This window comes from Pseudomonas sp. PGPR40, from assembly GCF_022014505.1.
Classification (GTDB): domain Bacteria; phylum Pseudomonadota; class Gammaproteobacteria; order Pseudomonadales; family Pseudomonadaceae; genus Aquipseudomonas.
In genome coordinates this window covers 83991-95695 of sequence record NZ_JAKLSP010000014.1, presented here as the reverse complement: position 1 = coordinate 95695, position 11705 = coordinate 83991, and the positions used below count along the sequence as shown (strand labels likewise).

The following is an 11705-nucleotide window of genomic DNA, read 5'->3' as shown; positions in this document are numbered from 1 at the left end:
GCGTTTCTTCAGGGGTGGTGCAGCACGATGTCACAAGCATGAAGAATGTCTTCGACGCTGGGCATGTACAGCGATTCAAGTCGATACAGCGGCGGCGGAATGTCTGGCGCGGTGACTCGCTGGATCGGTGCCTGCAACTCCAGAAATGCCCGTTCGTAGAGACTGGCGGCGATTTCCGCGCCGACCCCGCAGGAGCGTGGCGCTTCATGCACGATCACGCAGCGACCGGTCTTGCGCACCGAGGCCTCCATCGTGTCGAGGTCCAACGGTTTGATACTGGCAACGTCGATCACTTCCGCCGAGACGCCCCGCTCGGCCAGTTGCGTGGCGGCTTGCAGGGTTTCCATCACGCTGGCGCCCCAACTGATCAAGGTAATGTCGCTGCCTTCACGCAAGGTGAAACAGCTGTCCAGCGGCAAGCGTTTACCGTCATCCAGCAGCGGTTGTGGGTTCATTCGATAGAGTCGGGTCGGTTCGAGAAAGATCACCGGGTCCGGGTCGTCGATGGCCGCGAGCAACAAGCCATAGGCCCGGGCCGGCGAGGACGGGATCACCACCCGCAACCCCGGAATATGCGCGAACAGGGCTTCGGTGCTTTCGCTGTGATGCTCCGGCGCGCGAATCCCTGCGCCCATCGGCGTGCGCATCACCATCGGGCAGGTGATCCGCCCGCGCGTGCGGTTGCGCATGCGGCTGGCGTGGGACACCAGGTGCTCCATGGTGGCGTAGATGAAACCCATGAACTGGATTTCCACCACCGGTTTCAGGCCTTGGGCGGCCATGCCTACCACCAGCCCGCCGAGCATGGTTTCGGCCAGCGGCGAGTCGATCACCCGCTTGAAACCAAAGCTGTCGCGCAGGCCCAGCGTGGCGCGGAACACGCCACCGTTCACGCCGACATCTTCACCGAGGACGATGACGTTTTCGTCTTCGCTCATGGCCCGATGCAACGCCAGATTCACCGCTTCCAGCAGCGGCACCTTGCCGTTACTCATGGCCTGAACCTCCCGTCCGGCGCGCCACCCGTTCGAGAAACTCTTCACGCTGTTCGGCCAGGGCTTGCGGCCACTGGGCATAGACATGATCGATCACCGATTCCGGCGCCTGCAGGCCCGCCGCTTCGAAGTTATCCACAGCCTGCTGCACCAAGCCCTGACATTCGCTGATCAATGCCTGTTCACGGCCTTCGTCCCACACGCCCTGCCCGGCCATGAAACGTTGCAGCCGTTTGATCGGTTCTTCGAGCCAGGCTTGCTTGACCTCGTCCGCTGATCGATAACGCGTGGCATCGTCAGCCGTGGTGTGATCGCCGAGTCGATAGCTCAGGCATTCAAGCAACACCGGGCCTTTACCATGACGCGCCCGATCGAGGGCCGCTTGCACGCGGTCGTAAACGGCGAGCATGTCATTGCCGTCGACTTGCTCGCCGTGGAAGCCGGCGCCAATGGCTTTCTGCGCCAGGGTCGGAGCGCCGCACTGGATTCGTCGCGGTACCGAGATCGCCCATTGGTTGTTGTTGATCACAAACACCACCGGCAACTGCCAGGCGCCCGCGACGTTGAGGGCTTCGAGGAAATCACCTTTGCTGGTTCCGCCGTCGCCACAGGTGGTGACGGCGACTCGATGCTCGCCACGGATTTTGAAGGCGCTGGCGACGCCGCAGGCATGCAGGGCCTGGGTGGCAATCGGCACGCAAATCGGGAAATCTTCGGCCACCGCTGGGTCGGAAAAGTCGCTGCCACGCTCATCGCCGCCCCAGTACAAAAGGATTTCTTCCATGCGCACGCCGCGCATCAATTGCACGGCGGTGTCGCGGTAATACGGGATCAGTACATCTTCGGCGTGCATCAGGCTGCCGACCGCGACGCCAATGGCTTCCTGGCCCAAGGTTGGCGCATACGTGCCGATGCGCCCGGTGCGTTGCAAGGCGACAGCTTTCTGATCGAAAAGGCGGGTCAGGACCATCTGCCGATACAGGCGTGTCAGCAGATTGAAATCGTCGGCCCAGTCGGGAAGATTGCCGAGTAACTGGCCATCAGGGGATAAAAAACGGGTGTAGGGCAACTCAACCTTGTGAAGCATCACAGGGCTCCTGGCACGCGGGAGTCGGCGTGCATGTGTCAGGCCCGACGCTTGTGACGCAGGGCTTGGGGAGCAAGTTGGCCGGATAGGCGCTCACTCCTTTTTCGGTATCGGTTTGACGTTTCACCGGTACAGCACTTTCTCCGCCAACTCATCCGCCACCCGGGCCGGGGAACGTTTTTCCGCCTGGGCATGGGCGAAGACTTCGGTCAGCCGTGAACTGATTTTCGACAGATGCGCGGTGATGGTCGTCAGCTCTTCCCCGCGGTGTTTGAGCGACACGTAGATCAGCCCGCCGGCATTGATCACGTAATCTGGCGCATACAAAATGCCCCGGCGTTCCAGCTGATCGGCGACTTCCAGATGGATCAATTGGTTGTTTGCCGAACCGGCGACCGCCGCGCAACGCAGTTGCGACACACTGTTGCTGTTAAGCACACCGCCCAGGCCGCAGGGCGCGAGTATGTCGCACGGTGTGCTGAGCAGCGCATCGTTGGCGATCGGATGAGCGCCCAACTGTTCCATCGCCAACTGCACTTTGCCATGATCGATGTCGCTGACCAGCAGTTCCGCACCGGCCGCGTGTAGCTGTTCGGCCAAGGCATAGCCGACATTGCCCAAACCTTGAATGGCTATGCGCAAGCCTTTGAGATTATCGCTGCCCAAGCGGGCCATGGCAGTGCTGCGGATGCCAGCGAAGACACCCATGGCGGCGTGCGGTGCAGGGTCACCGGCGGCAGTGGTGCTGGTGACGAATTGAGTCTGTTGGGCGATGCAATCCATGTCCGCCACCGAGGTGCCGGCGTCAATGGCGGTGATGTAGCGACCGTCGAGTTCGTTAATCCAGCGCCCGAAGGCTTCAAATAGCGCGGCGCGGTTTTCCACATGGGCCGGGCGAACAATCACCGCAACGCCACCGCCCTGAGCCAGGCCGGCCAGGGCCGCCTTGTAGCTCATGCCTTGGGCAAGGCGCACGGCGTCCTCGATCGCGGCTTCATCGCTGGGGTAGGCAAGGTAACGACACCCGCCCAGGGCAGGTCCCAGACGGCTGTTGTGGATGGCAATCACCGCCTTCAACCCGGTGACCGGATCGACGCTCAGGTGCAGCGATTCAAGGCGAGTGCTTTGCATGAGAGCGAACATCGTAGGGCTCCCGAATCACTTCTTGTAGTCGCCAGTATAGGCTTGCGCACAAAAATTGCAGAAGCGCGCCGGAATAAGCGGCCCCGCTTTGAACGCTTTCGGACATAACCTGTTATCGCCTGTGTGCAGCACTGGACGAAAGCCTGTGACGGGGCTAAAACGAGGCATTCTCCGGAGATTTTGATGACCCCGCGCCAACGTTTTTTCGACTGTCTGCAACAATCACCGCCCGCGCTGTTCGAGGCGGCGCTGTGGATGGCCGTCGAACACGATAAGGAACTGGATCCCGAGACGGTACTGGCGGACTTCAAGGACCTGCAACAGCGGGTCAGCTACGGGTTGCCGATGCTGCCGGTGAGTGAGTTGGCCCAACCGTTGTTGCGGCGAATGAATGACCTGGGGTTCGCTCAGGACGACTTCACGCCCTTGCGTCCGCAAGTGGCGTTGCTCCATAAAGTGCTGGAACGTCGGCGAGGCCAGCCGTTGGCACTGGGCCTGATTGCACTGGAACTGGCCAGAAGGCTGGAGATTCCCATGGTCGGGGTCAACTTTCCCGGGCATTTCCTGCTGCGAGTGCAAGGTGCCGATCATCTGCTCGACCCCTGCGGCGGGCGGCGGTTGTACCCCAATGATTGCCGTGAACTGCTGCAACGCCAGTACGGCCCGAACATGAAGCTCAGCACCGAGCATTTGCAGACCGCCGAACCGGTGCAGATGCTGCAACGGCTGTCGCGCAACCTGCGCCAGTTGTACCTCACGAATGACGATTATATCGACGCCCTGATCGACGCCGAACGTGTGCTTGAATTGGGCAACGCCAGCGCCTCCGACTATCTGGCCCGAGCCAGCCTCTATCAACGACTGGACTGCCCGAATGCCGAGCGCTTTGACCTGGAGCATGCGCTGCTGCTCAGTGACGATCCGATCCAGCGGATTCGCCTGACTGAACGGCTGGGGCATTTGCCGCCCAATGCCATCGTCCATTAATCGCATCCCTTTGTGGGAGCGAGCCTGCTCGCGAAGACGGCGGCACATTCAATCGCGAGCAGGCTCGCTCCCACATTGGGTCGATGTGAAGTTTTAAGGGGTATCCGGCTGGTTCGCCGGATGCGCCAGGAAGAATGCAGGGTGTGTCGCTGCCAGCGCTGCCACTCGACGAATTCGCGGGTAGGCGTCCAGTGGAATATTGAAGCGCTCGGCCGCATACAACTGCGGGATCAAATAAACGTCCGCCAGCCCCGGTTGATCGCCAAAGCAATAACCGGTATCACCGATCAATTGCTCCACCGTCGCCAACCCTTGGCTGATCCAGTGACCGATCCACTCAACCACCTGTGGCTCATCGTGCCCCAACTGGCGCAGCTTGTTGAGCACGCTGACGTTGTGCAGCGGATGAACATCGCAACCAATCACCGCCGCCACGCCACGCTCATGGGCGCGGGCGGCGAAGTCTTTGGACAGCAATGGCACCTGTGGATAACGCTCCTCCAGGTACTCGATGATCGCCGGTGACTGGATCAGCAACTCGCCTTCATCGGTGCGCAAGGCTGGCACCCGGCCTTGCGGATTGATGCCCAGGTACGTCGACTGCCGATGTTCGCCACCTTGCGGGGCGATCAGGTTGATTGGCAGCGCCTGGTAATCCAGCCCCTTCAACGCCAGCGCGATACGCACCCGGTAAGACGAGGTCGAACGGTAGTAGGTATAGAGTTCCATGACCCGATCCTCTTAGCGTGCTGGCAGCACTTTGCCGCGGCACTCGCCGAAACCGATGGAAGCAAAACCCTCGCGGCTGCAACGCGCGCGCAGAATGATTTCGTCGCCGTCCTCAAGGAATTTCCGCACCTCGCCCGACGCCAGTTCGATCGGCTTTTTACCGCCTTCGGTGATTTCCAGCAGGCTGCCGAACTGACCGTTTTCAGGGCCCGACAGCGTGCCAGAACCGAACAGATCACCGGCCTGCAACTGGCAGCCGTTGACGCTGTGGTGCGCAACCAGTTGTGCAACGGTCCAGTACATGTGTTGGGTGTTGCTGAGGGTCAGGCGATGGGCTGGCAGATTTTGCTCGCGCATCGATTCGGTCAGCAGCAGCACTTCGAGTTCGATGTCGAAGGCACCGGCGGCCTGGTCACGTTTGTCGAACAGGTACGGCAACGGCTGCGGATCGCCTTCCGGGCGCGTAGGCTGGGCACGACGGAACGGCTCCAGCGCTTCGGCCGTCACCACCCACGGGGAAATGCTGGTGATGAAACTCTTGGACAGGAACGGACCCAGCGGTTGGTATTCCCAGGCCTGGATGTCCCGCGCCGACCAGTCGTTGAGCAGGCAGAAACCGGCGATGTGGTCGGCGGCGTCACCAATGGCGATGGAGTCGCCCATCGCGTTGCCCTGACCGATCCAGATACCCAGTTCCAGTTCATAGTCCAGACGGGCGCACGGGCCAAACGTCGGCTCGGTCTGGCCGGCCGGCAGGGTCTGGCCTTTCGGCCGACGAACGTCAGTGCCGGACGGGCGAATGGTCGAGGCGCGGCCGTGGTAGCCGATTGGCACGTACTTGTAGTTCGGCAGTAACGGGTTGTCCGGGCGGAACAGTTTGCCGACATTCTGCGCGTGCTCGATGCCGACGTAGAAGTCGGTGTAATCGTTGATCTTCGCCGGCAGGTGCATTTCGCAATTCGCCGCCAGCGGCAGCAGTTTGGCGCCTTGGGCTTCGATCTTGCCGTGCAGGGTGCTGCCTTCGGCAAACAGTTCCAGCAGACGTTCGCGCAAAGCGACACGAGCATCGCGGCCCAATTCGAAGAACGCATTCAATTGACCGCCACGGGTGGCTTCGACTGCTTTCTTCGCAATGCCATCGAACAGGCCGGCATCCAGTGCCGCTTCCAGATCAAAGATATGCTCGCCGATGGCCACGCCACTGCGCGGCGCGGTGCCCTTCACGCTGAACACGCCCAACGGCAGGTTTTGCAGCGGAAAATCCGCGTGGCCGTTGGCGGAGGCAACCCAGCTACGAGTGATGGAAGTCTGAGTCATGGGTTATCTCCGGGTCGGATCGAAAGTGGCGGGCAGCGTGGCCCAGCAGGCGTCGTAATTGTTTTGCAGTTGCGGGCAATCCAGGGCGAATCGGCTCGGGCGTAACACTTGGCTGGTCTCGAACATGAAGGCCATGGTGTTATCGATTTTAGCCGGCGCCAGTTCAGCGTTGATCGCCTTGGTGCAGGTCTCGCCGTCGGGGCCGTGGGCACTCATGCAGCTGTGCAACGAGGCGCCGCCGGGTACGAAACCTTCGGCCTTGGCATCGTATTCGCCCTGGATCAGGCCCATGTATTCATTCATCAGGTTGCGGTGGAACCACGGCGGACGGAAAGTTTTCTCAGCGACCATCCAGCGTGGCGGAAAGATCACGAAGTCCAGGTTGGCCAGACCGTGCACGCTGGTCGGCGAGGTCAGGACGGTGAAAATCGACGGATCCGGGTGATCGAAACTGACCGTGCCGATGGTGTTGAAACGGCGCAGGTCATATTTGTACGGCACGTTATTGCCGTGCCAGGCGACCACGTTCAGCGGCGAATGGTCGAGCTCACAACCCCACAATTGACCGAGGAATTTCTGCACCAGGGTGGTCGGTTGCTTGAGGTTTTCGTAATGGGCCACCGGCGTCAGGAAGTCTCGCGGGTTGGCCAGGCCATTACTGCCGATAGGCCCAAGATCCGGCAGGCGCAGCGGCGCGCCGTGATTTTCGGCGATGTAGCCACGGGCTTGCGGATCGAGCAGTTCGACGCGGAATTTCAGCCCGCGAGGCAACACGGCGATTTCCAGTGGCGCAAGCTCCAGCACGCCCAGTTCGGTCGCGATGCGCAAGCGGCCCAGTTCCGGCACCAGCAACAGTTCGCCGTCGGCATTGAAAAACACCCGTTCCATTGAACGGTTGGCGCGGTAGTTATAAATGCTGATCCCGGCCGGTTTTTCCGCGCCCGAGTTGGCAGCCATGCTCACCAGCCCGTCGATGAAATCGGTGGGTTCGGTCGGAATGTCCAAAGGGTTCCAGCGCAGGCGATTGGGGGTTACTTCACCCAATGGGCCGCCGGCCAGTTGCCGCTCCAGTTTGACGAATGCCGGATGATTGGCCGACGGCTGAATGCGGTACATCCAGGTCCGCCGCGCTTCGCTGCGAGCCATGGTAAAGGCCGTGCCGGAGAACAGTTCGGTGTACAGGCCGTATGGGGCTTTTTGTGGGGAGTTCTGGCCGACGGGCAGTGCGCCGGGCAACGCTTCGCTGCTGAATTCGTTGCCAAAGCCTGACTGATAAGCCAGCGCTGGCGCCGTTGAATCGAGGTTCATGGAGCCTCCTGAACGGGAGTAGGCAATGGCCTGTCACTCTGCTGAAGAGGTCTTGGCACGCCTGGGTTATTTTTATCGTAATTCAATTACGCATAACGTAATTTGATTGGTATTGACCGTCAAGCTATAAAGACGGCCATTCGTCCCGGGATCACACCGCCTCCATGACCAGCGAAAGCAACGGTAAACAGAAAGTCCGCTCAGCCGAGGTCGGCACCGACATCCTCAAGGCGCTTGCCGAGCTGTCGCCGTCGACCTCGTTGTCGCGCCTGGCCGAACACGTGCAGATGCCGGCGAGCAAGGTTCACCGCTATTTACAGGCGCTGATCGCCAGCGGTTTTGCCGAGCAGAACACCGCCACCAACCACTATGGCCTCGGCCGTGAAGCGCTTCGAGTCGGTCTGGCTGCCCTGAACAGTATGGACGTGCTGAAAGTCGCCGCCCTGCCCTTGGCCGAGTTGCGAGACGAGCTGAACGAAACCTGTTTTTTGGCGGTATGGGGCAATCAGGGCGCGACAGTGGTGCACATCGAACCGGCAGTGCGCGCGGTGACGGTGGTCACACAATTGGGCTCGGTTTTACCTTTGCTCAGCTCATCGACGGGGCTGGTGTTCAGTGCCTATTTGCCACACCGGGAAACGGATGAATTGCGCAATCTCGAAGTGCGCGCCGTCGACGTTCATCCGTTGGCCGATGAGCAAATTTACGCCACATTGTGCGAGCAGATTCGCGAACGCGGTCTGCACCATGTTCACGGTTTGCTGATGCCCGGCGTGGATGCGTTGTCGGCACCGGTGTTCAATGCGGTCGGCCAGGTAGCGGCGGTGCTGACCATCGTCGGCCCGACCTCATTGTTTCACGCCGATGAAAATGGCCCTGCAGCACAACGCTTGTTATCCGCCACCCGCGCCGTTAGTTGGCGAATGGGGTTTGAACCTGTGGGTCCGACAGCATAAAAAAGCGGTTGTGCATGAACATACGTTCGCACGACCGCTTTTCATTACATCACCGATTCAGCCAGAAAAATCTTCGCCATACTTTCACCCAGCCCATTGACTTCGTCAAACTCCAGCCCTTTAAAACGATACTGCGGATCGAATGTATAAGCTTCGGAAAAAAGCCCCAAATGCTCACCTTCGAAATACGGAACCTCGCCGTCCTGTAACCGTAGAAATAATGCCCATACCAATGTTTGAGAATACGTGACCAACTGATTATCAGGGGGTTGCGCGCCGTTGATATAGACCTTATCAACATCGATTCCACGCCCACTTACTTTTGCATGCAGAATGGCACGCACCCGATCAATATTCAGATCTTCCATGATTTAGAACTCCATTATTAATAATTGATAGCAACTGACTTTCAGGCGCTGACAGGCATATTAGTTAAAATTGTGATTAATGCACGCGACGGTGTGTTTGAATTCATTACATCAACATTCACTACTTTTATCTTCCGCCCTGTAATCAAGCTTTCGATATCAGCCCTAACTTCTTCGCCGTAGCAACGGCTTGCGTCCGACGCTCTGCGCCCAATTTACTATGTATTCGTCGCGCATGAGTCTTCACCGTATGCAATGAAATAAACAATTGCTCGGCAATCTGCTGATTCGAGTTGCCTAGGGCGATCAGACCCAACACTTCAAGTTCTCGCCCGCTCAGCGGGTTGGCATCCATCGCGGCGGGATTCAATTGTTCATCTTCAACCAATCGGCACAGCAGGCTCGGCTGGCGCAGGCGCAATTCGCGCAATGCCTGTTGCAAGTTGCAGCGGCTCACCCGTTCCAGACCTGCCTCCAGTGCCGACCTGGCCAGCGTGGCTTCGCGGATAAGGTCCGCCACTTCGGCGATCGCAAAGTGCAATTCGGCTTCCAGCGCCAGCATGGCATGACGTTGCGCGTGATCGAGCAAGGAGTTGAGCTGATCCAGCGGATTTTTCGCCTGTTGCAGATAGGTCTCTGCCAGCACCAACTGATATTCGACCCGCGCAATCAATTCCAGGGTCGCCGGCGGCGCCTGCCGAGCATTCGGCCCGCGATAGTGACGCAACACGCGGCTCAGGGCCTCGTGTGCCAGTTCCGGGCGACCTTGTTGCAGCCAGAGCTGACTGCTGACTTGCAGCAGAACACCGCGGTAGACGGTGTCTGGGATATGCCGTTGCTGCATCAGCCGCTCAGCGTCGCGCAACCGGACGAATGCCTGGGCGTAATCGCCCTTGTTGGCAGCTAATTGGGCCTGACCCAGAAACCCATACAACACGCGCTTGTCGTGATTGCGCGAGCAATCGTCCAGACCCGCCTGAAAGAACTCGGCAGCGCGCTCGTCTGCGCCCACGCACAGGGCCAACCGCCCACGCCGCAACGCAATTCGCCCCAACAAGGGCGCAGGTCGGTCGGAACGCTGGCGAAGCAATTCATCGATGTCGCAAAGCAGACTTTCGGCCCGCACCGCCGCGCCCCGTTGCTCCAGCAATTGCGCATGATCGAGTTCGATCAAGCCCTCGAACACCAGCGAACCTTGCGCCCGCGCCAGGCATAGTGCCTCGCGGTTATGGGCTTGCGCCACATCAAGTTCGCCCCTTAGCAATGCCTGTTGCGTCAGACCGGACAAACACATCAGGCGTGCTGTCCAGCATTCGGGATCGAGCGCATTCAACGCGTCAAGGAAGTGCGCGCGTGAAGTCTCCATTCGTCCCTGTAAATGCAGTAACCAACCCTGCAGGGCCTGCCAGCGGGCAATCAATTGACGCTGAAGCACCGCCGAGGGTTGAGGCGTGAAATGCGCCAAATGAGCAATGCAGGCAGTGGCCTGTTCGAAGCGCCCGGCGAACAACAGCGCAGCTGTAATCAATCCGACCAACTGCGGGCTGCCCAGCGTCAGTTCCTCACCTTGCTGCTCATGCAAACGCAGCAACAGCACCACCGTCTGCTCCTCGAACAAATGCTCGAAACTGAAGTGCTGCAACAGGCTGACCGCCACTTCGTATTCCTCAGCGAGCAACGCCTGTTCAAAGGCCGATTTCCAGTCCTGTTCGGCACAGAACCACTGGCAGGCACGCCGATGCCAGGAGCGTCCCGCCGGCCATTGTTCGTCGCGCAACAACTGGGTGAACGGGGTGAAAATCTGTAGCCAGTCGATGGAGTCGCGCCAAGGTTCGATAAAACAGCCCAGCGCTTGCAAGGTCCGCAAGTATTGAGCGCCCTCCCCGGCCCCGAACAGGTGATCGCACAGCGGGGCATTGAAGCGTGGCAAGTGGGCCAGTACGCGCCAGGCCTCGCTCAACTCAGCCGTCAGCGAGCTGAACAACTCATGCTCCAGGTAATCGAGCAAGGTGTCCGCCCGTCCCAGGGGTTTGTCCTGACGTGACCAGTCGCACTTTTGCAGCAATGCAATCCGTACACCGGCACACCAGCCGCCAGTGCGCTGAATGATTCGACTGGCCACCTTGCTGGCCTGTTCCGGTATCCAGGGCTGCAATATCTGCTCGACTTCACCCGAAGTAAACGCCAGCGAAGCGCTCTCGCACTCGTACAACTCATCATCAAGCAGCAACCTTGGCCAGTTGCAGGGCGGCCGACGGCGAGCACCCAGCCACCAAGTCAGCATCGGACTGCTGATCGCCAACATGCGATCCAGCAGCGAGTCCAGCTCCGGGTTCGGCAGGCGGCAATAGTCATCGAGAAACAGCCAGGTCGGTGTCTGCAATCGCGCCAGATAGCCGAGCAATTCGGTTTCACCCGATATGGGCAGCCCCAAGGTGTCTGCCAGACGATGACAAAAGTCCGTCGCGCTCGATGCCACCCCAGACAATGCCAACCAATGCACTCGGCATTGGGTTGGCGCCTGCAACAGGCATTCGGCGAGCAGCGCGCTCTTGCCACTGCCGGCGGGTGCGCAGAGTAATCTCACCCGGGCTGTGGAGGCCAGTAACGGCTCGCTCAAACGAGCCCGCGAAAGGTGATGAGAGGACAGGCGGGGCAGGAATCCAGAACGGTCCAGACATGGAGTCATGGCGGTCATTGCGGCGTGCCTTTTTTATAATTGTGCGGCCACCCTAGCCCTCTCCAAACCGCTTGTTGAGAAGTATTCAGGACGCTGATCGGCAACCATAAAAAGTCAGGCGTTTGAATCGCTTTT

Annotated in this window: 10 protein-coding genes; 2 read left to right on the top strand and 8 right to left on the bottom strand. The window is 59.8% G+C overall.

The window, feature by feature from the left end; translation table 11 throughout:
- Positions 1 to 8 precede the first annotated feature (8 nt).
- The 3 genes from MEB48_RS14020 to MEB48_RS14010 form a co-directional block, all read right to left on the bottom strand.
- Positions 9 to 995, bottom strand: a complete 987-nt coding sequence (locus tag MEB48_RS14020) for an alpha-ketoacid dehydrogenase subunit beta (protein WP_237884785.1) — start codon at positions 993 to 995, stop codon at positions 9 to 11.
- Positions 988 to 2082, bottom strand: a complete 1095-nt coding sequence (gene pdhA, locus MEB48_RS14015) for a pyruvate dehydrogenase (acetyl-transferring) E1 component subunit alpha (protein ID WP_237884784.1) — start codon at positions 2080 to 2082, stop codon at positions 988 to 990. Before pdhA ends, MEB48_RS14020 begins: the two co-directional genes overlap by 8 nt.
- 123 nt (positions 2083 to 2205) lie before the next feature.
- Complete coding sequence (locus MEB48_RS14010; protein ID WP_237884783.1) at positions 2206 to 3225, bottom strand: Glu/Leu/Phe/Val dehydrogenase family protein; 1020 nt, start codon at positions 3223 to 3225, stop codon at positions 2206 to 2208.
- 183 nt (positions 3226 to 3408) lie between these two features.
- Between MEB48_RS14010 and MEB48_RS14005 the strand changes: the two genes are divergently transcribed.
- Positions 3409 to 4212 carry a SirB1 family protein gene (locus tag MEB48_RS14005; RefSeq protein ID WP_237884782.1) on the top strand — a complete coding sequence of 268 codons (804 nt, stop codon included), beginning with the start codon at positions 3409 to 3411 and terminating at the stop codon, positions 4210 to 4212.
- A gap of 93 nt (positions 4213 to 4305) precedes the next feature.
- Here MEB48_RS14005 and maiA read toward each other — a convergent pair whose 3' ends face one another.
- From maiA to hmgA, 3 genes are read right to left on the bottom strand one after another with little or no spacing between them, the layout of a single operon-like run.
- Positions 4306 to 4941 carry a maleylacetoacetate isomerase gene (gene maiA, locus MEB48_RS14000; RefSeq protein WP_237884781.1) on the bottom strand — a complete coding sequence of 212 codons (636 nt, stop codon included), beginning with the start codon at positions 4939 to 4941 and terminating at the stop codon, positions 4306 to 4308.
- Between the two features lie 12 nt (positions 4942 to 4953).
- Complete coding sequence (gene fahA / locus MEB48_RS13995; protein ID WP_237884780.1) at positions 4954 to 6258, bottom strand: fumarylacetoacetase; 1305 nt, start codon at positions 6256 to 6258, stop codon at positions 4954 to 4956.
- 3 nt (positions 6259 to 6261) lie between these two features.
- Positions 6262 to 7566 (bottom strand): homogentisate 1,2-dioxygenase, encoded by a 1305-nt coding sequence (gene hmgA / locus MEB48_RS13990; RefSeq protein ID WP_237884779.1) that lies wholly within the window; start codon positions 7564 to 7566, stop codon positions 6262 to 6264.
- 164 nt (positions 7567 to 7730) lie between these two features.
- Between hmgA and MEB48_RS13985 the strand changes: the two genes are divergently transcribed.
- Positions 7731 to 8522 (top strand): IclR family transcriptional regulator, encoded by a 792-nt coding sequence (locus MEB48_RS13985; protein WP_237884778.1) that lies wholly within the window; start codon positions 7731 to 7733, stop codon positions 8520 to 8522.
- 44 nt (positions 8523 to 8566) lie between these two features.
- On the opposite strand, the gene MEB48_RS13980 is transcribed toward MEB48_RS13985, so the two are convergent.
- Complete coding sequence (locus MEB48_RS13980) at positions 8567 to 8890, bottom strand: hypothetical protein (RefSeq protein WP_237884777.1); 324 nt, start codon at positions 8888 to 8890, stop codon at positions 8567 to 8569.
- Between the two features lie 145 nt (positions 8891 to 9035).
- Entirely contained in the window at positions 9036 to 11588 is a 2553-nt protein-coding gene (locus tag MEB48_RS13975) for a LuxR C-terminal-related transcriptional regulator (RefSeq protein ID WP_237884776.1), read from the bottom strand.
- Positions 11589 to 11705: the final 117 nt, after the last annotated feature.